The sequence below is a fragment of the Streptomyces sp. NPDC019443 genome (assembly GCF_044389785.1).
Lineage (GTDB): Bacteria > Actinomycetota > Actinomycetes > Streptomycetales > Streptomycetaceae > Streptomyces.
The window spans coordinates 278,935-303,008 of record NZ_JBIRYJ010000006.1 but is presented as its reverse complement, the minus strand read 5'-3'; the positions used below and the strand labels follow the sequence as shown (position 1 = coordinate 303,008).

Below are 24,074 nucleotides of genomic sequence, written 5' to 3'. Positions count from 1 at the left end.
GGTGGACCTACCAAGGGTTCCCTAGCGAGGGGTTCAGCCATGTCGGGCTGGAACGCGGGCGACATCCCGGACCAGGGCGGACGTACCGCCGTGGTCACCGGAGCCAACAGCGGAATCGGACTCGTCACTGCCCAGGAGCTGGCCCGCCGCGGCGCGCGAGTGATTCTCGCGTGCCGCAGCGAGGCCCGCGGCAGGCAGGCGCAGGAGCACATGGCCCGCCAAGTCCCCGGCGCCGACGTGCAGTTCCGGCGGCTGGACCTGGCGGAACTGTCCTCCGTGCGGGAGTTCGCGGCGAGCTACCCGTACGAGCGCCTCGACCTGCTGATAAACAACGCCGGCGTGATGGCCCTGCCGTACGGAAAGACGGCCGACGGCTTCGAGACGCAGTTCGGCGTCAACCACCTCGGGCATTTCGCGCTGACCGGGCTGCTGCTGCCGAAGCTGCTCGACACCCCGGGCGCGCGGGTGGTGGTCGTGTCCAGCTTCATGCACGTTCTGGCCAATATCGACATGGGCGATCTCAACAGTGAGCGCCGCTACCGCCGTTGGGTCGCCTACTCCCGCTCCAAGACGGCGAACCTGCTCTTTGTGCACGAGCTGGCCAGGCGGCTGGGTGCGGCGGGCTCCGACGTCGTCGCGGCCGCCGCCCATCCGGGCTATGCGGACACCAATCTGCAGACCGCGGGCGCGCGGCTGGAGGGCAAGAGGACAACCGAGCGGTTCATGCGGGTCGGCAACCGGATCATGGCGCAGTCCGCGGAGTCGGGCGCGCTGCCGACGCTGTACGCGGCCACCGCGCCTGGCGTGCGGCCGGACTCTTTCACCGGGCCGAGGCTGGGCTGGCGCGGCGCGCCCGCGCCGTCGCAGCGGGCGAAGTGGACGCGGAACGATACGGCGGGCGAGCGGCTCTGGGTGGCGTCCGAGCAGCTCACGTCGGTGACGTATGAGGGCCTCAAGGCCTGAGGCCTCCGCCGCGGCCGGGGGTCGGCTCGCGGCCACGGCTTCCAGGTCTACATGCCTCTCTTGGTCCCGGTTACAGAGATCCATGCGCCCGGCCCGTACGCAATGTGGATGCTGTCGGCTCCGCTGCCGTGCTTCACCCAGATGAGCAGGGCACCGCTGCCGTGGATCTCGTACGAGAACCGGCCTTCCTCTTCGCTGTCGATGCGGCGCTCCTCGTCGGCCGCATGCACCGACATTCCACTTGACCCCGGCACAACCCACGTAACGGACATACCCAGACGGTACGCCCGATCGGTTCGGGCCCCCCGGTGACGGCGCCGGATGGCCGAAACCCCGCGGACTCGACCGCTCTACGTCACCTCCTGTTGACGTAGAGTCAATTCGGCACTCTTAGGTTCCGGAAGCGCGCGACCTCGCGGCGCCGACCGGTGCCACGGGCGGTCACCAGCACCCCTGGAGTGACAAGTGGAACGTCGTAACTTCCTGCGCGGAGCGGTCATCGGCACTTCCGTCGCTGCCTTCGGCGGCACCCTGATGCGCGGTGCCGCATACGCGGCCCCCGCCCAGAACGGCCCCAGCCCGTACGGCTCGCTGGGCGCGGCCGACGCCAACGGCATCCAGCTGCCGAGCGGGTTCACCAGCCGGGTGATCGCCCGCTCCGGGCAGACCGTCTCTGGCACTTCCTACACCTGGCACAACGCCCCTGACGGCGGCGCCTGCTTCGCCGACGGCAGCGGCTGGATCTATGTCTCCAACTCGGAGATCAACCCCGGCGGCGGCGCCAGCGCCGTGAAGTTCAACTCCTCCGGCACCATCACCAGCGCGTACCGGATCCTCTCCAACACCCGGCAGAACTGTGCCGGCGGGGCCACCCCGTGGAACACCTGGCTGTCCTGCGAGGAGGTCTCCCTCGGCTACGTCTACGAGACCAACCCGTGGGGTGGCACCAGCACCCGCAGAGACGCCATGGGCAAGTTCAAGCACGAGGCTGCCGCCGCCGACCCGGTGCGCCAGGTGATCTACCTGACCGAGGACGAGTCCAACGGCTGCTTCTACCGGTTCATCCCGAGCACCTGGGGCAATCTCTCCTCCGGCACCCTCCAGGTGCTCGTCGCCGGTTCCGGCACCTCCGGCTCCTTCACCTGGCAGAACGTGCCCGACCCGGACGGCTCGCCCACTGCGACCCGCAGCCAGGTCTCCGGCGCCAAGCACTTCAACGGCGGCGAGGGCTGCCACTACGCAGGCGACACCGTCTGGTTCACCACCAAGGGCGACAACCGCGTCTGGCAGCTCAACCTCGCCAACAGCACCTACGAGCTGGCCTACGACGACAGCCTGGTCAACCCCGGCCCCGCCCCGCTGACCGGTGTCGACAACATCACCGGCTCCTCCTCCGGCGATCTCTTCGTCGCAGAGGACGGCGGAAACATGGAGATCTGCATCATCACGCCGAACGACATCGTCGCAGTGTTCCTGCGGATCACCGGCCAGTCCTCCTCCGAGATCACCGGACCGGCCTTCTCTCCGAACGGCCAGCGGCTGTACTTCTCCAGCCAGCGCGGCACGAGCGGCTCCTCGTCCGGCGGCATCACCTACGAGGTGACCGGGCCCTTCCGCTCCTAGCCCGCGGCCTCCGCAGCGGCGCCGCCCCGCAGCAGGGCGGCGCCCAGCGGAGTGAGGGTGTGCAGTACGGCGTTGCCGTGGCGCAGCGTCACCACCAGGCCCGCCTCGCGCAGGACCGCCGCGTGCTGGCTGGCGGATGCGAGCGACACCCCTGCCCTGCGGGCGAGTTCACTGGTCGTACAGCCGAAGCGGATGGCCTGCAGGACGGCCGAGCGGGTGTGACCGACGAGCTTGCCGAGTGAGGGGCCGCCCGTCTCGCTGAAGGCGGGGGCGCAGCTGTGGACGGCGGGGTAGACCAGGACGGGCGGGAGCGCGGTGTCACGGTAGACCACCGGGGTGCCGCGGCAGAAGAACGACGGCTGGAGCAGCAATCCCCGCCCGTCCAGGTGCAGTTCGCGCTCCACGGGATAGTCGGCCTCCAGCACCGGGGCCCGCCAGCGCAGCACCGGGGGCAGTGAGGCGAGCAGTTCGCCCGCGCCGCCGTCGAGCAGCGCCCGGCCGCGTACGGCACGGTCCGCCTCGACCCTGGCCTGGATGTGCGGCCAGTACGGCTCGATGGCGGCGCGGTAGTAGCTGCGCAGAACTCCTACGAGCCGGGCGAGCGGCTCGGGATCGCCTTCGGCGAGCGCGGCGAGCCGGCCGGGCAGCACCGCTGCGCCGCCCCGTCCCGCGGCCGCGAGAGCCAGCTCGGAGTGCAGCCGTCCGGGCGGCGTCGCCCGCAGCGCCTCCAGCCCCGCATCCAGCCCGCCGCCCCCTTCGGGAGGCGTGAGAAAGTCCGGGAAATATCCCTGCGGCGGAACCATCGGAGCAAGCAGACGTGTTTCACCATTCAACCGGGCGCGGGTTTCCGATCGCCATTCCCCGAACACGAGCGCACGCCGCCGCTCCCGCAATCGGTGAAAGCTGAGAATCGTTTCCCACAACTCATCCGGTCTGACCGCCATCCGCACTCTGGCTAGGTCGTCCCCAGTGAAATGGATACGTAGCACCGAACCCCCACATGTTGCATCCGCAATCGCCCCCACCACTGAGTATGCATGCCATCACAGGACGTTACCACGGTGTTTCAGCCACAGTTGAAACGCCTCGCGAGGGGTGGGTGGCAACCGAAAGGCTGTACGACGTCGGGCAGGAAACCTTCTGTCACCGATGGACGTGCGAAGACCGTGGGGGGCTTTGCACGACCGGCGGCGGGCGACAGACGGTGCGGCTCCCTGTCCGGCACGGGTAATGGGGCGTGGTCGGCGGATGGGGATCCGCAGGCCGCGCCCCGCCCGTTGTTTTACGTAGCGAATGGCAGAAATTCGATTGCCGCCTGCGGCCCGGAAACGGTCCGGCGGACAACGGTCCATAATTCAACCGGGACATTGCGTCGGCATGGACTTTGCCGAAAGTTCCGGGAGAAGACATGGAAGGGGCGGGCGCCCCGCACAAGGCGCCCGCCCCTTCCCCTTCGGTGTTCCGGAACTGCCACCGGGTCGGTGAGGGTCGGTGTACCGACTGGGGGCGAACCCCCAGACCCCGGCGACGGCTCCGGCGTCTTATCGGGAGTCGCTGCCCCGCGCCTTGGTGGACACAGACGCCGCGCGGCCGGCCTCCAGGCGCGCCACCGGGATGCGGAACGGCGAGCAGGACACGTAGTCCAGACCCACCTCGTGGAAGAAGTGCACCGACTCGGGGTCGCCGCCGTGCTCGCCGCACACGCCCAGCTTCAGGTCGGGGCGGGTGGCCCGGCCGGCCTCGACCGCGCTGCGGACGAGCGAGCCGACACCGTCCTTGTCGATGGTCTCGAACGGGGAGACCCCGAAGATGCCCTTCTCCAGGTACGCCGTGAAGAACGAAGCCTCCACGTCGTCGCGGGAGAAGCCCCACACAGTCTGGGTGAGGTCGTTTGTGCCGAACGAGAAGAACTGGGCGGCCTCGGCGATCTGACCGGCCGTGAGCGCGGCGCGCGGCAGCTCGATCATCGTGCCGATGGTCAGCCTGAGGTCGGTGCCGGTGGCTGCCTGCACCTCGGCGATGACCCGGTCGGCCTCCTCACGGACGATCTCCAGCTCCTGGACGGTGCCCACCAGCGGGATCATGACCTCCGGCCGCGGGTCGCCCTTGGCGTTCTTGCGCTCGGCCGCGGCCTCGGCGATCGCCCGTACCTGCATGGCGAAGAGACCGGGGATGACCAGACCGAGGCGTACACCGCGCAGACCCAGCATCGGATTCTGCTCGTGGAGCTTGTGCACGGCCTGGAGGAGGCGCAGATCGTTCTCGTTGGCGTCCTTGCGGGACTCGGCGAGGGCGACGCGCACCGACAGCTCGGTGATGTCGGGCAGGAATTCGTGCAGCGGCGGGTCGAGCAGCCGGACGGTGACGGGCAGTCCGTCCATCGCCTCGAACAGCTCGATGAAGTCCTTCTTCTGCAGCGGCAGCAGCGCGCCCAGTGCCTGCTCGCGCTCGTCGTCGGTGTCGGCGAGGATCAGCTTCTCGACCATCTCGCGGCGCTCGCCGAGGAACATGTGCTCGGTGCGGCACAGGCCGATGCCCTGCGCGCCGAACCGCCGCGCGCGCAGCGCGTCCTCGGCGTTGTCGGCGTTGGCCCGTACTCGAAGGCGGCGTACTCGGTCCGCGTAGGCCATGATCCGGTGCACGGCGGCGACCAGTTCGTCGGCGTCGTCGGCGCCCGCGTGCATCCGGCCCTCGAAGTACTCGACGACCGGGGAAGGCACGACCGGCACCTCACCGAGGTAGACCTTGCCGGTGGAGCCGTCGATGGAGACGACGTCGCCCTCCTCGATGACGGTCCCGTTCACGGTGAGCCGGCGCCGCTTGGTGTCGACCTCGAGCTCCTCGGCGCCGCAGACACAGGTCTTGCCCATGCCGCGGGCGACGACGGCGGCGTGCGAGGTCTTGCCGCCGCGGGAGGTCAGGATGCCCTCGGCGGCGATCATGCCGTCCAGGTCGTCGGGGTTGGTCTCACGGCGGATGAGGATGACCTTCTCGCCGGAACGCGACCACTTGACCGCGGTGTACGAGTCGAAGACGGCCTTGCCGACGGCCGCGCCGGGCGATGCGGCGATGCCGCGGCCGAGCAACTCGGTCTTCGCCTGGTCGTCGAAGCGGGGGAACATCAGCTGTGCGAGCTGTGCGCCGTTGACGCGCTGGAGCGCCTCGGCCTCGTCGATCAGGCCCTGGTCGACGAGCTGGGTGGCGATACGGAAGGCGGCGCCGGCGGTGCGCTTGCCGACCCGGGTCTGCAGCATCCACAGCTGGCCGCGCTCGATGGTGAACTCGATGTCGCACAGGTCCTTGTAGTGCGTCTCGAGGGTCTCCATGATCTGCATCAGCTGGTCGTACGACTTCTTGTCGATCGACTCCAGCTCGGCGAGCGGCACGGTGTTGCGGATGCCCGCGACGACGTCCTCGCCCTGCGCGTTCTGCAAGTAGTCGCCGTAGACGCCCTGGTGGCCGCTGGCGGGGTCGCGGGTGAAGGCGACGCCGGTGCCGGAGTCGGGGCCGAGGTTGCCGAAGACCATGGAACAGATGTTGACGGCCGTGCCGAGGTCGCCGGGGATTCGCTCCTGGCGGCGGTAGAGCTTGGCGCGGTCGGTGTTCCACGACTCGAAGACCGAGCGGATGGCGAGGTCCATCTGCTCGCGCGGGTCCTGCGGGAAGTCGCGCCCGGCGTCGCGGGAGACGATCTTCTTGAACTGCTTGACCAGCTTCTTCAGGTCGGCGGCGTCGAGGTCGGTGTCGACGGTGACCTTCTTGGCGGCCTTGGCCTCCTCGAGCGCCTCCTCGAAGAGGTCGCCGTCGACGCCCAGCACGGTCTTGCCGAACATCTGGATGAGGCGGCGGTACGAGTCCCAGGCGAAGCGCTCGTCGCCGGCCTGCTGCGCGAGCCCGGACACCGACGCGTCGGAGAGGCCGATGTTGAGGACGGTGTCCATCATGCCCGGCATGGAGAACTTGGCGCCGGAGCGTACGGATACAAGGAGGGGGTCGTCGGCCTGGCCGAGCTTCTTCCCCATCGTCTGCTCAAGTGCGTCGAGGTGGGCGCTGACCTCGTCACGCAGTGCCGCGGGCTCCTCGCCACTGTCGAGGTAGACCTTGCACGCCTCAGTGGTGATCGTGAAGCCCGGAGGGACGGGCAGCCCGAGGTTGGTCATCTCGGCGAGGTTCGCGCCCTTGCCGCCGAGCAGGTCCTTGAGGTCCCTGTTGCCCTCGGTGAAGTCGTAGACGAACTTCTGATCTTTGTTTTCCGACACGGGTCTCGACTCCTCGAGGACTCGGTGGCTGCCCTGACGGCGAGGAACATACCCAGATCGAAGGCGCCTGGGTACGTCCACCTGGACGTCATACGGCTGTAACCACTCCTCCGCCACCAGATCGAAAGTAAATAACGAGGGGATGGAGCATGGGTGTGTTTTCAAGACTCGAAGTCATCGATACGGAAGGTGATGAATACCGCAGGTTCCGCCACCCATGGCGACGAGTCGCTCGACCGAATGAACCCAACAGGGGTGGCACTGCGTGCCACTCTTCCGAGAGATGCAGTCGCTGCCAATTCGCTCATCTGAGCGCCACCCCTATCAAGGGTGGCGAGAATCACGCGACCGCCAAGTCTCCTGTCCCATCATCCGGACCCGCGTAACACACCGCAACACGCGGCTCCGTCAGTACTGCGTCGCCCGGCCGGGAGCGCGAACCGCGACCGCCGAGGGTGGCACTCAGGGCCACCCGAGCCGTGTCTTCCGCGCGTCGGCCCGCATCAGATGAGCGGGCGACGGGTGCGCCCGTCCTCACAGGGCGGACCCGGTCCATCCGTCAGCCGCCCGACGTGTCCAGTTCCGCCTCCGCGCTCACGCCCGCACAGTCGTACGGGTCCTTCAGCCAGCCGTCCGGCAGGACCACCCGGTTGTTCCCCGACGTACGCCCCCGCGGCCCGTCCGCGCCCACCGGCCACGGCTGGTCCAGGTCCAACTGCCCCAGATGCGCGTCCAGTTCCGCCAGCGACGACGTGATCGCCAGCCTCTTGCGCATCTCCGAGCCCACCGAGAAGCCCTTCAGATACCAGGCCACATGCTTGCGGAAGTCGATCACGCCGCGCGTCTCGTCGCCGATCCACTCCCCCAGCAGCTCCGCGTGCCGCCGCATGACGACCGCGACCTCCTTCAGCGTCGGCGTCGCATAGGCGTCACTGCCCTCGAACGCCGCCACCAGATCGCCGAACAGCCATGGCCGCCCCAGGCACCCGCGCCCCACGACCACCCCGTCGCACCCCGTCTCGCGCACCATCCGCAGCGCGTCGTCCGCCGACCAGATGTCGCCGTTGCCGAGCACCGGGATCTCCGGGACGTGCTCCTTCAGCCGGGCGATCGCGTCCCAGTCCGCCGTACCGCCGTAGTGCTGCGCAGCCGTACGCCCATGCAGCGCAATCGCCGTCACCCCCTCCTCGACCGCGATCCGGCCGGCGTCGAGATAGGTGATGTGGTCGTCGTCGATGCCCTTGCGCATCTTCATCGTCACCGGCAGATCCCCCGCGCCCGTGACCGCCTCGTTCAGGATCGCGCGCAGCAGCGGCCGCTTGTACGGCAGGGCCGAGCCGCCGCCCTTGCGGGTCACCTTGGGGACCGGGCAGCCGAAGTTCAGGTCGATGTGGTCGGCCAGATCCTCCTCCACGATCATGCGGACGGCCTTGCCGACGGTCACCGGATCCACTCCGTACAGCTGGATGGACCTGGGCGTCTCGGTCGCGTCGAAGTGGATGAGCTGCATGGTCTTCTCATTGCGCTCGACCAGCGCCCGCGTCGTGATCATCTCGCTGACGAACAGCCCCTTGCCGCCGGAAAACTCACGGCAGAGGGTGCGGAAGGGCGCATTCGTGATGCCGGCCATGGGCGCGAGCACCACGGGGGGCTGCACGGCGTGCGGGCCGATTTTGAGCGTCGAGGACGGGGCGAGCGGGGTCATTCGCCCATTGTCGCGCACTGCCGGAAACGTTGGTCAGCCGTACGATCCGCGTATGCCCGAGCTCACACACCGGCGGCAACTGCTCGTGCTGGCGATCTGCTGTATGAGCCTGCTGATCGTCAGCCTCGACAACACCGTCCTCAATGTCGCGCTGCCCTCCATTCGCAAGGACCTGGACGCCTCCGTCGCCGGAATGCAGTGGACGATCGACGCATACACCCTGGTCCTCGCCTCGCTGCTGATGCTCTCCGGCTCCACCGCCGACCGGATCGGCCGACGCAGGGTCTTCCAGGCCGGGCTCCTCCTGTTCACCCTCGGCTCGCTGCTCTGCTCCCTCGCCCCCAACCTCGAATCGCTCGTCGCCTTCCGGATGGTGCAGGCCACCGGCGGCTCCATGCTCAACCCGGTCGCGATGTCGATCATCGCCAACACCTTCACCGACCCGCGCGAGCGCGCTCGCGCCATCGGTGTGTGGGGCGGCGTCGTCGGCATCTCCATGGCCGCGGGGCCCCTCGTCGGCGGAGTGCTCGTGGACAGCGTCGGCTGGCGCTCGATCTTCTGGCTCAATCTGCCCATCGGCCTCGCCGCAGCTTTGCTGACCTGGCTCTACATCCCGGAGTCCCGCGCTCCGAAACCGCGCCGCCCCGACCCCGTCGGCCAGCTGCTGGTCATCGCGCTCCTCGGCTCGCTCACGTACGCGATCATCGAGGCACCCTCGGCCGGGTGGACCTCGCCCCTGATCCTCTGCTTCAGCGCGCTCGCGGCCCTCGCGCTCGCCGGACTGCTGCTGTACGAGCCGAGGCGCGCCGAGCCGCTGATCGATCTGCGCTTCTTCCGCAGCGCGCCGTTCAGCGGGGCCACCGTCATCGCGGTCTGCGCCTTCGCCTCGCTCGGCGGATTCCTCTTCCTCAACACCCTCTATCTGCAGGACGTCCGCGGCCTGTCCGCCCTGGACGCAGGGCTGTACATGCTGCCGATGGCCGCGATGACCCTCGTATGCGCCCCCCTGGCAGGGCGGCTCGTCAGCAGCCGCGGCCCCCGTCTCCCCCTGCTGATCGCAGGCGTCACCATGGCGGCGACCGGCGTGCTGTTCGCCGCCTATGAGGCCGAGACCTCCGATGCGCTGCTCTTCGCCGGATACGTCCTGTTCGGCCTCGGCTTCGGCATGGTGAACACGCCGATCACCAACACCGCCGTCTCCGGCATGCCCCGCGCCCAGGCCGGGGTCGCCGCCGCTGTCGCCTCCACCAGCCGGCAGATCGGGCAGACCCTCGGCGTCGCCGTCATCGGAGCCGTACTGGCCGCCGGGGTCTCGTCCACCTCCTACGCGCAAGGCTTCGTCGCCGCGAGCCGCCCCGCCTGGTGGGTCCTCACCGGATGCGGACTGTGCATCCTCGTGGTCGGCGCGCTGACCAGCGGCGCCTGGGCACAGGGGACGGCACGGCGCACAGCGGACCGCCTGGAGGTGCGGGACCTGGACCAGTCGGCGTCCACAGCGGCCGCATAGCCCGCGCCGAGCCCGGGCCCGTACGGCAGTGGGGCGTGGCTCACCTTCGCCGGACACGGTGGTGCCGGCCACGGTCGTTGGGCAAGGATTCGGGAGATGAGTCCGAGTCGCACGTGCGAAACATGCGGGACCGAGCTGCCCGGCCGTGGCCGGCGTCCGGGAAGCGAGCCGGCACAGGGCGGCCGGCCCGCCCGCTACTGCTCGGACGCATGCAGACAGCGCGCCTTCCGCCGACGCTCCGCACGGCAGCACGGCACAGCCACCGCGGCCGCGCCTTCCCCCGACCGGGACCTGCCACGGGCGCTGGACTCCTTCATCGGCCGCGGGGGTGAACTGTCCCGGCTCCGGGCCCTGTTGAAGTCGTCACGGCTGCTGACACTCACCGGCCCGGGCGGCGTGGGCAAGACACGTCTGGCGCTGGAGTTCGCCGCCGGTCTGCGCGGCGCCGGGGACGGCCGGGTCCGGCTGGTCGAGCTGGACTCGCTCCACGACGACAGCCGGCTGGCCCAGGCCGTGGCCGCCGCGCTCGGCGTGGGCGAACGCGGCGGCAGAACCGGCGTCGAGGTGCTGGCCCATGCGCTGGGCGACCGCTCGACGCTGCTGATCCTGGACAACTGTGAGCACCTGGCAGAAGCGTGCGCGCAGTTGGCCGCGGCCCTGCTGAGCCGGTGCTCCCGGCTGCGTATCCTCGCCACCAGCCGCGAGGTACTGCGCGTGCCCGGCGAAGTTGTGTTCCGGGTCGGCGAGTTGTCCCTGTCGCCGCCCGGTGAGGACGACGACCCGGCGGCCGTGCTCCAGGCGGACGCCGTACGGCTCTTCGTGGAACGCGCCGGCAGCCGCGCCCCCGGATTCGCGCTGGACGCCGGAAACGCCCGTACGGTCGCGGAGATCTGCCGACGGCTGGACGGCATGCCGCTGGCCATCGAACTGGCGGCACGCCGCACGGGCGCCCTCCCGCTGACCGATGTCCTGACCGGACTGGACGACCAGCTCGCCCTCCTCACCGACGGCAGCAGAACCGGGCCGGACCGGCACCGCGAGCTGGCCGCCGCGATCGACTGGAGCCATCGATTACTGGATCCCGAGGAGCAGAGGCTCTTTCGCCGACTCGCCGTTCTCGTCGGCGGATTCGACGCCGAGGGCGCGGCCGCGGTCTGCGCGGACGGCGAGATGCAGCCGCGGCACGTCCTGCGGGTGCTGTGCGCGCTGGAGGCCAAGTCCTTGATCGTACGGCTGCCGGGTGACGCCGAAGGCAACGACGCCGAAGGCACCGCGAGATTCCGGCAGTTGAGCGCCATCCGCGCCTACGCTCTGGACCGCCTCGCCGAGTCGGGCGAACTGGACGGCACCTGGCAGCGGGCCGTCGACTGGCTGACCGGGCTGATGCGGCCCGCCGCGGACCAGTTGTTCGCCGACCAGGCCGGCGGGCCGCTGACCGAGGAGCGGGACAACCTCGCGGCGGCCGTCGCCCACACCGCCGACCGCGACGGCGCACCGCACATCGGGCTGGCGCTGGCGCTGGCGCGGGTGCGCTTCCAGCAGGAGCAGCTGACGGCCGCCCGCGCGCTGCTGACGGAGGTGCTGGAGCGGGACAGCGGCTTCCGGCACGGCGGTGCGGCCCTGGCGCTCGCCGCACGCGCGGCCTGCCAGCAGGCGGACCCGGCGGCCGCACTGCGCTTTGCGGAGCAGGCGGTTTCCGTCGAGCGGCGGCGTGACAACCCCGCGGGGCTCGCCAACGCGCTGGACGCGCGGGCCGCCGCCAAGCTGGGCCTCGGCGAGTTCTCCGAGGCGGTCGCCGACTTCGCCGAGTGCCTGGCCGTCGTCGTCACGCTGGGCCGCCCCCGGGACGAGGCGTGGTGCCGGCATCACCTGGCCTGGGCGCTGCTGCACGTCGGCAAGGCGGCCGAGGGCGACGCGCTGATGGCTTCCTGCCTGCCCCTGCTGAGGGAGCAGCAGCCCTGGGGCCAGTCGACGGCCGCGCTGCACACCGCCGGTGCGATACGGCTCGCGCTGGGCGAACTCGAAGCGGCGGAGGAGCTGTTCGCCGAGGCGCTGCGCACGGTGCCCGGCGAGAGCTTCCACGCGCTGTATCCCCTCGAAGGACTCGCCATCGTGGCGGCCGAACGGGGCGACATGAAACGGTCGCTGCGGCTGTTCGCCGCCGGCGCGCAGGCGCGACGGCGGCTGGACACCGAGCCGGAAGCCGAGTGGCAGCGGCAGGTCGAGGCGGCGGCGGCCCGCGCGAAGGCGGCACTGCCCGCAGCGGCGCGGGACGGGGCGCTTGCCGGTGGACGCCTGCTGCGCTGGGAGCGGCTGCTCGCGTACGCGCTCCGGGCGGGCGACGCCGCCGTAGGTGTCGGTGACGCCGGCGCCGAGTCCCCGCTGACCGGTCGGGAGACGGCGGTGGCGGCACTGGTCGCAGAGGGGCTGACCAACCGCGAGATCGCCGCGCGCCTGGACCTGTCGGCGAGCACCGTCGCCACGCACCTCGACAACGTCCGCGACAAGCTGGGCATGCGGTCGCGGACGCAGATCGCGCTGTGGGTGGCCGGAAAGGAACGGTTCGGCGCCCCCGACGGCGCGCTGCGCCGGGACGAGGTTTCGTAACGCCGCGAACCCGCCGGTCATCTGATCGATCCGCTCGGTCACGACAGCGGCCAGGCTGAGCCGGAACAGGGCATTCCAAGGACTCGTAGGCGTGGATCCCGGTCCTTCCCCCCACGGAATGCCCTGCCTGGCGATCGAATCCGGCAAGGAGACGCGATGCGGCACGACCACGACGCGGACGGCGAACACACCAGCTCACGAAGGACGTTCATCAGAACGAGCTCGGTGGGAGTGACCGCCGCCGCCCTCGCGGCGACGGGAGCCGCGCCCGCAGCCCCCGCCCCAGCCTCCGCCCCCGCGGTGACCGCGGCACGTCGGGCGGGGCGCCCCCTGGCCGTCACGCCCGCCTGCGACGGTCATGAGACCCCGGCGGCGTCGGAGGGCCCACTCTTCAAACCGCAGTCCCCCGAGCGGGGAGACTTCATCACCCCGGCCATCCGCGGAGTGCGGCTCGACTTCACCGGCGTCGTCTACGACACCGCCTGCAAGCCCCTGCCGGGGACGCTCATCGAGTTCTGGCAGTGCGACCAGAACGGCGACTACGACACCGCCGGCTTCTCCCTGCGCGGCCACCAGTACACCAACAGCAGGGGCGGCTTCCGGCTCAGCACGATCATCCCCCGTGACTACTGGGGCCGTTGGGGCCAACGAGCGCCCCATATCCACACCCAGGTCCAGGCCCCCGGCGGACCGGTTCTGATCACACAGTTGTACTTCCCGGACGACACCCAGGCGTACGGCAGGGACTTCGCCGCGCTCAACGCCGCCGACGGGCTCATCAACCGGGCCTGCACGATCGCGCTCGCGGGCCCGCAGGACGGCGCTTACACCGGCGCCTTCGACTTCGTCATCAAGACCACGGTCCAGTAGCCGACCGCCGATCACCCAAGGATTTCCGTGATGCATACGAGCAAGTCATCCGGGCGCCCGCACGTCGGCCGGTCGCCCATTCTGGCGGCGCTGGCCGCCGGCGCCATCGCGACCGGCGGCCTGGTCGTCGCCGGCACGGGCTGGGCCGGTCCCGCCCCCAGCGGGCCGGACGCCTCCGCCGCAACGTCCCGCGTCGCCGGACAGTGGCAGCAGACGCCGGTGCCCGTGACGAAGGGCGATCTCACCGCCGTCGCCGCGCTCAGCGACAAACAGGCGTGGGCCGTCGGCTACCGGCTGAGCGCGACCCAGGTGGAGGCGCTGGCCCTGCGCTGGAACGGCACCTCCTGGGTCCAGGAGTCGACGCTGCCGAACGGCAGCTTCCCGCAGGCGCTCGCCGTCCGCTCGGCCAAGGACATCTGGGCGGTCGGCGCCAACACTGCGCACTGGGACGGCACTTCGTGGACCACGCGCAACCTCGACCGGGACCCGGCCGGCCGGGTAGTGCCCGACGCGGTGGCCACGACCTCCGACGGAAAGGCCTGGACGGCCGGCCGGGCAGTGCCGCAGTCCATCAAGAACGCGGTACCCGCCATCCAGTCGTGGGACGGCTCTGCCTGGCGCCGGCAGTCCCTGCCCGACGTCGGCAAGGGCGAACTCACCGGCCTCGCCGCCGTCGCGCCGGACGACATCTGGGCGGCGGGCACGGTCTACGGCACCGACACCACCGATCAGACCGCCCTGCTGCTGCACTGGGACGGCACGTCCTGGAAGCGCGTCGACGCTCCCGCGGGCAAGAGCGGTGAAGACCCCTTCGTCAGCGCCATCGCCGCACTGGGCGCCGACGACATCTGGGCCGTGGGCGGCGTGAACTCCAAGGGACCGGATCGCCCCTACGCGCTGCACTGGGACGGCAAGAAATGGGCCGCCGCCACCGCACCCGACATCGCCGACGGCCGGCTCCGGGCAGTCGGACGAGCCGGGGACGGCGCACTGTGGGCGGTCGGCGGCAAGGGCGCGGTCTCCGTGGCCCTGCGCTGGAACGGACAGCAGAGCCGCTGGGAACAGAGCGCCGACCCCGCTGTGGTGGTACGGGGATTCAGCGCGGTCCCGCAGAGCGCCGACCTGTGGACCGTGGGCATCGCCAAGCAGGGCGACCTGGTCCCCGCGGTGACCCGCTTCACGGGCTGACGTCGGCGACCGCGAGCGCCTGAAGCTTCTCCAGGCGCTCGCGGGACTCGTCGTCGAGGGGCACGTAACTGACCAGGCGGGGACCGGCCGCGGGCCCGAGCCAGAGGTTGTTGTGCTCGAGGTGCAGCAGGCCGACATGGGCGTTGCGGATGTACTTCGTCCTGCCGCCGTGGTCGATGACCTCATGGCGCGCCCACACATCCCGGAACTCCGGCGAGACCGACTCCAGCCGGCCGAGCAGCGACTTCCAGGCGGGCTCCGCGAGATGCTCGGCCATCGAGGCGCGGAACTTCGCGGCCATGGTCCGGCTGACGTCCCCCAGATCGGCTACCGCCGCCCGCCAGTCGTCATTCGTGAAGGCCAGGATCATGCAGTTGCGGTCCTCGGGCGGCAGGTCGTCCAGGTCGCAGAGCAGCCGCCCGTACGTGCGGTTGTAGGCGAGGATGTCGTACCGGCTGTTCTGGATGCATGCCGGGATCGGTTCGAGCTGCTCCAGCATCTGCCGCAGCGCCGGGGTCACGGTCGGGCAGGGCGTGCCGGGCGCCGGGTCGGCGGTTCCGGCCAGCGCGAAGAGATGGGTGCGCTCGCTCGAGTCGAGGAGCAGGGCGCGGGCGATGGCGTCGAGGACCTGCGGGGAGACCTGGATGTCCCTGGCCTGTTCCAGCCAGGTGTACCAGGTGACGCCGACGGCCGAGAGCTGGGCGACCTCCTCGCGGCGCAGACCGGGGGTGCGCCGACGGCGGCCGCGTGGGAAGCCGACCTGCTCGGGGGTGATGCGCTCGCGACGGCTGCGCAGAAAATCCGCGAGCTCATGCCTTCGTACGTCGGACTCCTGCACCATCGTCGTCATACTCCCAGGGTGCCGAACGCCCCACACCGTTGCCAGGTACTGCCTGTACCAGGATAAATAGACTCTGGTACCAGGCTGTGCGGCCGAGGATCGTCAAGGACGTGAGTAAGACCAGTGTCCTCTCCTCAGTCCCCGTCCGCGCCGCAGCCGACCAGAGCGGACCGGCCCTCGGCCCGCTCGGGCTGTTCACCGTGCTGCTCGGCGCGGCACTTCCGCTGATCGACTTCTTCATCGTGAATGTCGCCCTGCCGACCATCGACCACGACCTGGCGGCGGGCCCCGCACTCCTCGAGCTGGTCGTCGCCGGCTATGGCCTCTCCTACGCCGTGCTGCTCGTCCTCGGCGGACGGCTCGGGGACATGTACGGGCGCCGCCGGCTCTTCCTCATTGGCATGGCGGCCTTCGGGCTGACCTCCCTCGCCTGCGGACTCGCGCCGGACGCCTGGACGCTGGTCGCGGCGCGGGTGGCACAGGGCGCGGCGGCCGCGCTGATGCTGCCGCAGGTGCTGGCCACCATCCAGGCGGCAACGGCCGGACCGCGCAGGGCCAGGGCGATGGGCCTGTACGGAGCGACCGCCGGGCTCTCCATGGTCGCCGGGCAGATACTGGGCGGCGTGCTGGTCGCGGCGGACATCGCGGGCACCGGCTGGCGGGCGATCTTCCTGGTGAACGTGCCGGTGGCGCTGCTCGGCCTGGTGCTCGCGGCCCGCTCGGTCCCGCGGACGCGCGCGGAGCGCCCGGCCCCCGTCGATGTACCCGGCACCGTGCTGCTCGCCGTGGCCCTGCTGACGCTGCTGGCGCCACTGACGGAGGGACGGGCCGCGGGCTGGCCGCTGTGGACCTGGATCGCGCTGGCGGCCTTCCCCCTCGCGGCGGTCGCCTTCTACCGGGTCGAGCGGCGCGCGGACCGGCAGGGGCGCACACCTCTGGTGCCGCCGAGCCTGTTCGCGCTGGTCCCGCTGCGGCGCGGGCTCGCGCTGGTGCTGCCGTTCTCGATCGGCTTCGGCGGCTTCATGTTCGTGATCGCGGTGGCGCTGCAGCAGGGGCTCGGGATGGGGGCCGTGGCCTCCGGCATGGCCCTGGTGCCGATGGCGCTGGCGTTCTTCGGGGCGTCGCTGGCGGGCCCGCGGCTGGTCGTACGGTACGGGACCCGGATCGTGACGGCGGGCGGAGTGCTGCAGGGCCTGGGCATCGCGCTGCTGGCGCTGGCCGTGTGGCGAGGCTGGCCGGACCTGGGCTTCGTGGAACTGCTGCCGGGCGTCGCACTCGCCGGGTTCGGCCAGGGGCTCCAGCTGCCCGTCATCTTCCGCATCGTGCTCTCCGAAGTGCCCACGGAGCGGGCCGGCGTGGGCAGCGGGGTGATGGCGACGACGCAGCAGTCCGCACTCGCACTGGGCGTGGCCACACTGGGCTCGCTGTTCCTGGCGCTGGCAGCGGAGGCGGAGATGCGCCAGGCGCTGACCGTCACGCTGCTGGTGCAGCTGGCGATGATCGCGCTGACGGCACTGCTGAGCCTGCGCCTGCCGCGCACGGTGGACTGACACTGAACCGAACAGAACAGAACTGCACCCGGACACGGCCGTGGGCCCGGACCGCATCGCGGTCCGGGCCCACGGTCCTGATCAGGCCTGCTCCTCCTGCGGCGCATCCGGCGTGCTGCCGGCCTGGGCGCGCTCGCGCATCTTGCGCACCAGGTCCTGCTTCTGGTCGGCGGCCGCCTTGCGATCGGCGTTGCGCGCGGGACCGTTGCCCTGCTGGTCGGCTCGGGACAGCTTCTTTCGCTGTCCGCCCACGCCGAGGAGGTTGTTACGGCTCTTGGCCACGGGGTTCTCCCATCGTGGTGAGAAGTGACTCGGGAATCGTCAGACGGGGGCGGGAGTGGATCCGCCGCCCTCTCACTCGTAGATCTGGAAGAACGAAGACATGCAGGTGACGGTACCTCGCCGGGGGGCCTCGCGATACCAGTTTCCGGTCGAGGCCCGTGGGCTGACGACCGACGGATGGCGGACGTCGATGACGAATGACGGATGACGGATAGCGAATGACACATGACGGCTGACAGATATTGAAATCTGTCAGCCGTCATGCCATGGTTGATGTGCGTCACCTCCCGACCTCCCACAGGAGCCCCTCATGCCCTCCACCCCGCACCCCCTCCGCACCCTCGGATCCACCGGCCCCCAGGTCTCCCCGCTCGGTCTCGGCTGCATGGGCATGTCCGCGCTGTACGGCGAGGCCGACCGCGCCGAATCCATCGCCACCATCCACGCCGCTCTCGACGCGGGCATCACGCTTCTGGACACCGGCGACTTCTACGGCATGGGGCACAACGAGCTGCTGATCAACGAGGCGCTGCGCACCGCCCCCGCGGCCCTGCGCGAACAGGCGCTCACCAGCGTCAAGTTCGGCGCCCTGCGCGACCCGGACGGCCGCTGGACCGGTTATGACGGCCGACCCGCCGCGGTCAAGAACTTCGCCGCGTACTCCCTCCAGCGGCTCGGCACCGACCACATCGACATCTACCGCATTGCCCGTGTCGACCCCGACGTCCCGATCGAGGAGACGGTCGGCGCGATCGCCGAGCTGGTGGAGGCCGGCCATGTCCGCCACATCGGTCTCTCCGAGGCCGGTGCGGAGTCGATCCGCCGGGCCGCGGCCGTGGCCCCGATCGCGGATCTGCAGATCGAGTACTCCCTGATCTCACGCGGCATCGAGGAGCAGATCCTGCCGACCACGCGCGAGCTGGGCATCGGCATCACGGCGTACGGCGTGCTGTCCCGCGGCCTGATCAGCGGCCACTTCACCCGCGACCGCGAGTTCGCGCCCGATGACTTCCGTGGAATGAGCCCGCGCTTCCAGGGCGAGAACCTCCAGCACAATCTGGATCTGGTCGACCAGCTGCGCAAGATCTCCGAGCAGAAGGGCGTCAGCTTCGCGCAGACCGCGATCGCCTGGGTGCTCGCCCGCGGCGAGGACATCGTGCCGCTCGTCGGGGCCCGTCGCCGGGACCGGCTCACCGAGGCCCTGGGCGCGCTCGACGTCACCCTGGACGCCGACGACGTCGCCGCGATCGAGCGGGCCGTCCCGGTGGGCTCGGCCGTGGGCGACCGCTACCCGTCGGCGCAGATGGCCCACCTGGACAGCGAGCGCTGACGGACCGGTACCGTCTGGTTTCCGTCCAGCGAAAGGCAGCACAGACGCGATGACGCCCGAAGCACTGACCCCCGAGCGGATCCTCGAGGCGACCGAGGATGTTCTGCGCCGCTACGGCCCGGCGAAGGCCACGGTCGTGGACGTGGCCCGCGCGCTCGGCGTCAGCCATGGCAGCGTCTACCGCCACTTCCGTACGAAGGCGGCGCTGCGCGAGGCGGTGACCAGCCGCTGGCTGGAGCGGACCGTGGTGGAACTGGCGAAGATCACCAATGGCACGGAGCACCCGGCCCCGGTGAGGCTGCGCTTCTGGCTGACAACGCTGTTCGAGGCGAAGCGGCACAAGGCCGGTGACGATCCGGAGCTGTTCGCGACGTACAGCGTGCTGATCGGGGAGAACAGCGGCGTCGTGGAGGAGCACATCCGCGAGCTGGTGGAGCAGCTGCGGGAGATCATCGAAGAGGGCGTACGCGCCGAGCAGTTCGCCTTCACGGAACCGAGCGTGGCGGCGCAGGCGGTGTTCGACGCGACGGCCCGTTTCCATGATCCGGCGTATGCGCCGGAGTGGCAGAAGCCCACGATCGACGGCGAGTTCGCGGCGGTTGCCGATCTGGTGCTGCGCGGCCTGAGCGCCTGAAGCCAGGCGCCCAGGCCGGAGCGTTCAGCTCACGCGCTCGGGTCGACCGTCGCCTGGTGGGCCTCGGCGAGGTGTTCTTCGGCCTTGAGCCAGGGCAGGAACTGCGCCCCCTTGCGCCAGCCGCAGGTGTCGCAGGTCAGCGTCCGCTGCATGCCCGACTTCTGTACGTGCACGATGTGTTCGCGGCCGTGCTGATCCCATCTGCTGACCTTGCTGGTGGTCATGGACGGCATCATGTCCTCCTGGTGACGACTGCGCCCAGTGTGCAGCAGGGACAACATCAACAGGAGACTCTTGTCGCTCTGTTGCCCCATGCGTAGCCCAGCGGGCGCTCAACGGGCGCTCAGGCGCCACCTTCCAGGAGTTTAGGCGGCATGGAAAGGCCGGCCGGGCTGTGGCCCGGCCGGCCTTTAGTACGTCCCAGACGTCCGCAGACATCCACAGAAGTCCGCAGAAGTCCGAGGGCGTCAGCGGGCGTCAGCAGCCGAGCAGGTGGCTGCCGAGGTAGCCCTGGATCTGGTCCAGCGAGACGCGCTCCTGCTTCATGGTGTCCCGCTCGCGCACGGTCACGGCGTCGTCGTCGAGGGTGTCGAAGTCGACGGTGACGCAGAACGGCGTGCCGATCTCGTCCTGGCGGCGGTAGCGGCGGCCGATGGCGCCGGCGTCGTCGAACTCGATGTTCCAGTTCTTGCGCAGGTCGGCCGCCAGGCCCTTGGCCTTCGGCGAGAGCTGCGGGTTGCGGGACAGCGGCAGCACCGCGACCTTGACGGGCGCGAGGCGCGGGTCGAGACGCATCACGGTGCGCTTCTCCATGACGCCCTTGGCGTTGGGGGCCTCGTCCTCGTTGTACGCGTCGAGGAGGAAGGCGAGCATGGCGCGGCCGACACCGGCGGCGGGCTCGATGACGTACGGGGTCCAGCGCTCGCCGGCTTCCTGGTCGAAGTACGACAGGTCGTGGCCGGACGCCTTGGAGTGCGCGGAGAGGTCGAAGTCGGTGCGGTTGGCGACGCCCTCCATCTCGCCCCACTCGTTGCCGCCGAGCTGGTAGCGGTACTCGATGTCGGCGGTGCGCTTGGAGTAGTGGGAGAGCTTCTCGGCCGGGTGCTCGTACCAGCGCATGTTCTCCTCACGGAGACCGAGGTCGCGGTACCAGTTCCAGCGCTGCTCCATCCAGTATTCCTGCCACTGCTCGTCCTCGCCGGGCTTGACGAAGAACTCCATCTCCATCTGCTCGAACTCGCGGGTGCGGAAGATGAAGTTGCCGGGCGTGATCTCGTTCCGGAACGACTTGCCCATCTGGGCGATGCCGAACGGCGGCTTCTTGCGGGAAGTCTGCTGGACCTGGCCGAAGTTGGTGAAGATGCCCTGGGCGGTCTCGGGGCGCAGGTAGGCGATGGAGCCGGAGTCCTGGGTGGGGCCGAGGTGGGTGGCGAGCAGGCCGGAGAACTGCTTGGGCTCGGTGAAGGTGCCCTTGTTGCCGCAGTTGGGGCAGTTCAGGTCGGCGAGGCCGTGCTCGGGGGCCTTGCCGTGCTTCTCCTCGTACGCCTCTTCCAGGTGGTCGGCGCGGAAGCGCTTGTGGCAGGAGGTGCACTCGGTGAGCGGGTCGGTAAAGGTGGAGACGTGGCCCGACGCCTCCCAGACCTCACTGGCAAGGATCACCGACGAGTCGATCCCGACGACGTCCTCGCGCGAGGTGACCATGTAGCGCCACCATTGACGCTTGATGTTCTCCTTCAGCTCGACACCCAGCGGTCCGTAGTCCCAGGCGGCACGCTGACCGCCGTAGATCTCGCTGCACGGGTAGACGAAGCCACGGCGCTTGCTCAGGTTGACAATGGTGTCGATCTTGTCGGCGGCCACGGTGCTCTCTTCATTACGACGACGACGAACGGCGAATGCTTCAGGTTACCGGCGGCCGGACCCCCTGGATCAAATCGGTTCGGGGGCAGCGGGAGCTCGGCAGCTTTGTTGACAATCGTTTCCAGTTTTGTTGAAAATGACTGTCATGAACGTACGCCGCCTCATACCCACCACCGTCGCTGCCGGAGCCGTCGCCCTCGGCCTGATGGCCGTTTCCGCCTGCTCCAGCTCCAATGCCGCCGACGGCGGCAAGAACGGCGACAAGCTGAAGGTGGTGGCGTCGTTCTACCCCATGCAGTATCTCGCAGAGCAGATCGGCGGCGACCACGTCTCCGTCTCCACTCTCACCGAGCCGGGCGTCGAGCCGCACGATCTGGAGCTGGGGCCCCGCCAGACCGCCGAGCTGAACGAAGCCGGCTACATCCTCTACCTCAAGGGCATCCAGCCCGCCGTCGACAAGGCCATCGCCCAGTCCGAGGCGAAGAACAAGGTCGACGCCGCCACCCTCACCAAGCTCGAGCACCACGGCACCGAGGGCGGCCACAGCCACGAGGGCGAAGAGACCGGCCACGAAGAGACCGGCCACGAGGAGTCCGGCCACGACGAGCACGCCCACGAGGGCGAGGGCGAGGCCGGCGCCGACCCGCACATCTGGCTCGACCCGGTGAAGTACGCCGAGGTCGCCAAGGGCGTGGGAGCCTCCCTGGAGAAGGCCGACCCGGACCACGCCGCGGACTACAAGAAGAACACCGAGTCGCTGGTCGGCAAGCTGAACGGGCTGAACACCGCGTTCCAGCAGGGCCTGAAGAACACCACGACCAAGACCTTCATCACCACCCACTCCGCCTTCGGCTACCTCGCCGAACGGTACGGCCTGGACCAGGAGGGCATCGCGGGCCTCGACCCCGAGTCCGAGCCGAGCCCGGCCCGTATCAGGGAACTGCAGGACGTCGCCAAGAAGGACAAGGTCACCACAGTCTTCTTCGAGACGCTCGCCAGCGACAAGACCGCCAAGACCCTCGCCAAGGACGCCGGACTGAAGACGGACGTCCTCGATCCGCTCGAGGGGATCACGGACAAGTCCAAGGGCCGCGACTACGTCGAGGTGATGCAGTCCAACCTCGACGCGCTGCAGAAGGCTCTCGGCGCGAAGTGATATCTGCATCGGAGGCATCCGTGAGCGAGCCCGTCATATCCATCCGCGGGGCTCAGGCCACGCTCGGCTCGCGGCCCGTGCTGCGCGGCATCGACCTCACCGTCCAGCGCGGTGAGGTCGTCGCGCTGCTCGGGGCCAATGGCTCGGGCAAGTCCACCGCCGTGCGCTCCCTTATCGGCCAAGTGCCGCTCACCGGCGGCGAGATCGCCCTGTTCGGCACCCAGCTGCGGCGCTTTCGCGCATGGTCGCGCGTCGGTTACGTACCGCAGCGCACCACCGCGTCGAGCGGTGTGCCCGCGACGGTGCGTGAGGTCGTCTCCTCGGGGCGTCTGTCGCGTACGAGGCTGGGCCGGCTGTCGAAGGCCGACCGGGCGGCCGTGCAGCGCGCCATAGAGCTCGTCGGGCTCGCCGACCGAGCCAAGGACTCGGTGGACGCCCTTTCCGGCGGCCAGCACCAGCGAGTGCTGATCGCGCGTGCGCTGGCCTCCGACCCGGAACTGCTGATCATGGACGAGCCGATGGCGGGCGTGGACCTGGTCAGCCAGGAGATCCTGGCCGGCACGCTGCGCGAGCAGGTCGCCGCCGGGACGACCGTGCTGCTGGTGCTGCACGAGCTGGGCGCGCTCGAGCCCTTGATCGACCGCGCGGTGGTGCTGCGCGACGGCTGTGTGGTCCATGACGGGCCGCCGCCGGAGGCTGTGGGCCAGCACGCGCTGCCCGGCCACGACCACGTACATCCGCATGCGGCCGACGAGCCGCTCCGCACGGGACTGCTGACCTGATCATGGAAATCCTCGAGACGGCCTTTATGCAGCGGGCGCTCATCGCGGCCGTGCTGGTCGGCGTCACCGCGCCGGCCGTAGGCATCTATCTGGTGCAGCGCCGGCAGGCGCTGATGGGCGACGGCATCGGCCATGTCGCGATGACCGGCGTCGGTCTCGGCTTTCTGCTGTCGACCAACCCGGTGTGGATGGCGACGATAGTCTCGGTCGTCGGCGCGATCACGATGGAGCTGATCCGGGCGTACGGACGCACCCGCGGCGACATCGCGCTGGCGATGCTCTTCTACGGCGGCATGGCGGGCGGTGTCCTGCTGATCAACATCTCGGACGCCGGGTCCACCGCGAATCTGAGCTCGTACCTGTTCGGCTCGCTGTCCACGGTCTCCGACGAGGACCTCACCGCGATCGCGCTGCTCGCCGCCTTTGTGGTGCTGGTCTCGCTGGGCCTGCGCAGGCAGCTGTTCGCGGTCAGCCAGGACGAGGAGTTCGCGCGGGTGACCGGTCTGCCGGTGCGTGCGCTGAACCTGCTGATCGCCGTGACCGCGGCGGTCACGGTCAGTGTGGCGATGCGGGTGGTCGGGCTGCTGCTGGTCAGCGCGCTGATGGTGGTACCGGTGGCCGCGGCCCAGCAGATTTCGCGCTCGTTCAGAGCGACGTTCACGGTGGCGGTGGGTATCGGCATCGCCGTGACGCTGGCCGGAACCGCCACCTCGTACTACCAGGACGTACCGCCCGGCGCGACGATCGTCCTGCTGGCCATAGCGATCTTCGTGACGCTGACCGCGCTGGCGACGCCCCTGGCGAGGCGGCGTGCGCGAGCTTTGGAGGCGAGCGAGGCCGAGTGCACCATGGAGGGGCCGGGCGCACGACGGCCGAGTGACGACGTCAAGGTCTGACCCCGGGCCTGGCAGAATGGC

General features: G+C 69.9%; 20 protein-coding genes. 12 read left to right on the top strand and 8 right to left on the bottom strand.

Going from position 1 to position 24,074, the window contains the following annotated elements; translation table 11 throughout:
- The first annotated feature begins 39 nt into the window (after positions 1–39).
- Positions 40–963, top strand: a complete 924-nt coding sequence (locus ACH492_RS21460; protein WP_398988817.1) for an oxidoreductase — start codon at positions 40–42, stop codon at positions 961–963.
- Positions 964–1,010: 47 nt separating this feature from the next.
- Here ACH492_RS21460 and ACH492_RS21455 read toward each other — a convergent pair whose 3' ends face one another.
- Positions 1,011–1,199, bottom strand: a complete 189-nt coding sequence (locus tag ACH492_RS21455; RefSeq protein ID WP_398988815.1) for a hypothetical protein — start codon at positions 1,197–1,199, stop codon at positions 1,011–1,013.
- A gap of 229 nt (positions 1,200–1,428) precedes the next feature.
- Between ACH492_RS21455 and ACH492_RS21450 the strand changes: the two genes are divergently transcribed.
- Positions 1,429–2,586: an alkaline phosphatase PhoX gene (locus ACH492_RS21450; RefSeq protein ID WP_398988813.1), complete on the top strand. Its 1,158-nt coding sequence runs from the start codon at positions 1,429–1,431 to the stop codon at positions 2,584–2,586.
- Here the strand turns inward: ACH492_RS21450 and ACH492_RS21445 are convergent.
- From ACH492_RS21445 to dusB, 3 genes are all read right to left on the bottom strand, one after another.
- Positions 2,583–3,575: an ArsR/SmtB family transcription factor gene (locus ACH492_RS21445; protein WP_398988811.1), complete on the bottom strand. Its 993-nt coding sequence runs from the start codon at positions 3,573–3,575 to the stop codon at positions 2,583–2,585. The genes ACH492_RS21450 and ACH492_RS21445 overlap by 4 nt on opposite strands.
- A gap of 552 nt (positions 3,576–4,127) precedes the next feature.
- Positions 4,128–6,845 carry a pyruvate, phosphate dikinase gene (ppdK, locus tag ACH492_RS21440; RefSeq protein WP_398988809.1) on the bottom strand — a complete coding sequence of 906 codons (2,718 nt, stop codon included), beginning with the start codon at positions 6,843–6,845 and terminating at the stop codon, positions 4,128–4,130.
- Between the two features lie 559 nt (positions 6,846–7,404).
- On the bottom strand, positions 7,405–8,550 hold the full coding sequence (gene dusB, locus ACH492_RS21435) for a tRNA dihydrouridine synthase DusB (protein WP_398988807.1): 1,146 nt from the start codon (positions 8,548–8,550) through the stop codon (positions 7,405–7,407).
- A gap of 52 nt (positions 8,551–8,602) precedes the next feature.
- Between dusB and ACH492_RS21430 the strand changes: the two genes are divergently transcribed.
- The 4 genes from ACH492_RS21430 to ACH492_RS21415 all read left to right on the top strand — a co-directional run bounded on the left by ACH492_RS21430 (position 8,603) and on the right by ACH492_RS21415 (position 14,722).
- Positions 8,603–10,057 carry an MFS transporter gene (locus tag ACH492_RS21430; protein WP_398988805.1) on the top strand — a complete coding sequence of 485 codons (1,455 nt, stop codon included), beginning with the start codon at positions 8,603–8,605 and terminating at the stop codon, positions 10,055–10,057.
- 96 nt (positions 10,058–10,153) lie between these two features.
- Complete coding sequence (locus tag ACH492_RS21425) at positions 10,154–12,664, top strand: ATP-binding protein (RefSeq protein WP_398988803.1); 2,511 nt, start codon at positions 10,154–10,156, stop codon at positions 12,662–12,664.
- A 156-nt stretch (positions 12,665–12,820) separates the two neighbouring features.
- Positions 12,821–13,534 carry a dioxygenase gene (locus tag ACH492_RS21420; RefSeq protein WP_398988801.1) on the top strand — a complete coding sequence of 238 codons (714 nt, stop codon included), beginning with the start codon at positions 12,821–12,823 and terminating at the stop codon, positions 13,532–13,534.
- Between the two features lie 30 nt (positions 13,535–13,564).
- On the top strand, positions 13,565–14,722 hold the full coding sequence (locus tag ACH492_RS21415; protein ID WP_398988799.1) for a hypothetical protein: 1,158 nt from the start codon (positions 13,565–13,567) through the stop codon (positions 14,720–14,722).
- On the opposite strand, the gene ACH492_RS21410 is transcribed toward ACH492_RS21415, so the two are convergent.
- Positions 14,712–15,572 carry a helix-turn-helix transcriptional regulator gene (locus ACH492_RS21410; RefSeq protein ID WP_398988797.1) on the bottom strand — a complete coding sequence of 287 codons (861 nt, stop codon included), beginning with the start codon at positions 15,570–15,572 and terminating at the stop codon, positions 14,712–14,714. The two genes, ACH492_RS21415 and ACH492_RS21410, sit on opposite strands and share 11 nt — an antisense overlap.
- Before the next feature lie 101 nt (positions 15,573–15,673).
- Here ACH492_RS21410 and ACH492_RS21405 point away from each other — a divergent pair, with 101 nt between their 5' ends.
- On the top strand, positions 15,674–17,113 hold the full coding sequence (locus tag ACH492_RS21405) for an MFS transporter (RefSeq protein WP_398988795.1): 1,440 nt from the start codon (positions 15,674–15,676) through the stop codon (positions 17,111–17,113).
- Positions 17,114–17,194: 81 nt separating this feature from the next.
- Here the strand turns inward: ACH492_RS21405 and ACH492_RS21400 are convergent, their stop codons facing one another.
- Positions 17,195–17,395, bottom strand: coding sequence for a DUF6243 family protein (locus ACH492_RS21400; RefSeq protein ID WP_398988793.1), 201 nt, complete (start codon positions 17,393–17,395; stop codon positions 17,195–17,197).
- Between the two features lie 310 nt (positions 17,396–17,705).
- Between ACH492_RS21400 and ACH492_RS21395 the strand changes: the two genes are divergently transcribed.
- Together ACH492_RS21395 and ACH492_RS21390 are read left to right on the top strand one after the other, a co-directional pair.
- Positions 17,706–18,725 (top strand): aldo/keto reductase, encoded by a 1,020-nt coding sequence (locus ACH492_RS21395; RefSeq protein ID WP_398988791.1) that lies wholly within the window; start codon positions 17,706–17,708, stop codon positions 18,723–18,725.
- Positions 18,726–18,774: 49 nt separating this feature from the next.
- The gene (locus ACH492_RS21390; protein ID WP_398988789.1) at positions 18,775–19,359 is read left to right on the top strand and encodes a TetR family transcriptional regulator; all 585 of its coding nucleotides are present in this window, start codon (positions 18,775–18,777) and stop codon (positions 19,357–19,359) included.
- 29 nt (positions 19,360–19,388) lie between these two features.
- Here the strand turns inward: ACH492_RS21390 and ACH492_RS21385 are convergent, their stop codons facing one another.
- Positions 19,389–19,592, bottom strand: a complete 204-nt coding sequence (locus ACH492_RS21385) for a hypothetical protein (protein ID WP_307663628.1) — start codon at positions 19,590–19,592, stop codon at positions 19,389–19,391.
- 244 nt (positions 19,593–19,836) lie between these two features.
- On the bottom strand, positions 19,837–21,219 hold the full coding sequence (locus tag ACH492_RS21380; RefSeq protein ID WP_398988787.1) for a glycine--tRNA ligase: 1,383 nt from the start codon (positions 21,217–21,219) through the stop codon (positions 19,837–19,839).
- Positions 21,220–21,364: 145 nt separating this feature from the next.
- Here ACH492_RS21380 and ACH492_RS21375 point away from each other — a divergent pair, with 145 nt between their 5' ends.
- From ACH492_RS21375 to ACH492_RS21365, 3 genes are read left to right on the top strand one after another with little or no spacing between them, the layout of a single operon-like run.
- Positions 21,365–22,375 carry a metal ABC transporter substrate-binding protein gene (locus ACH492_RS21375; protein WP_398988785.1) on the top strand — a complete coding sequence of 337 codons (1,011 nt, stop codon included), beginning with the start codon at positions 21,365–21,367 and terminating at the stop codon, positions 22,373–22,375.
- Positions 22,375–23,157 carry a metal ABC transporter ATP-binding protein gene (locus tag ACH492_RS21370; RefSeq protein WP_398989211.1) on the top strand — a complete coding sequence of 261 codons (783 nt, stop codon included), beginning with the start codon at positions 22,375–22,377 and terminating at the stop codon, positions 23,155–23,157. The genes ACH492_RS21375 and ACH492_RS21370 overlap by 1 nt, the downstream gene beginning before the upstream one ends.
- 2 nt (positions 23,158–23,159) lie before the next feature.
- Positions 23,160–24,053: a metal ABC transporter permease gene (locus tag ACH492_RS21365; protein WP_398988783.1), complete on the top strand. Its 894-nt coding sequence runs from the start codon at positions 23,160–23,162 to the stop codon at positions 24,051–24,053.
- Positions 24,054–24,074: the final 21 nt, after the last annotated feature.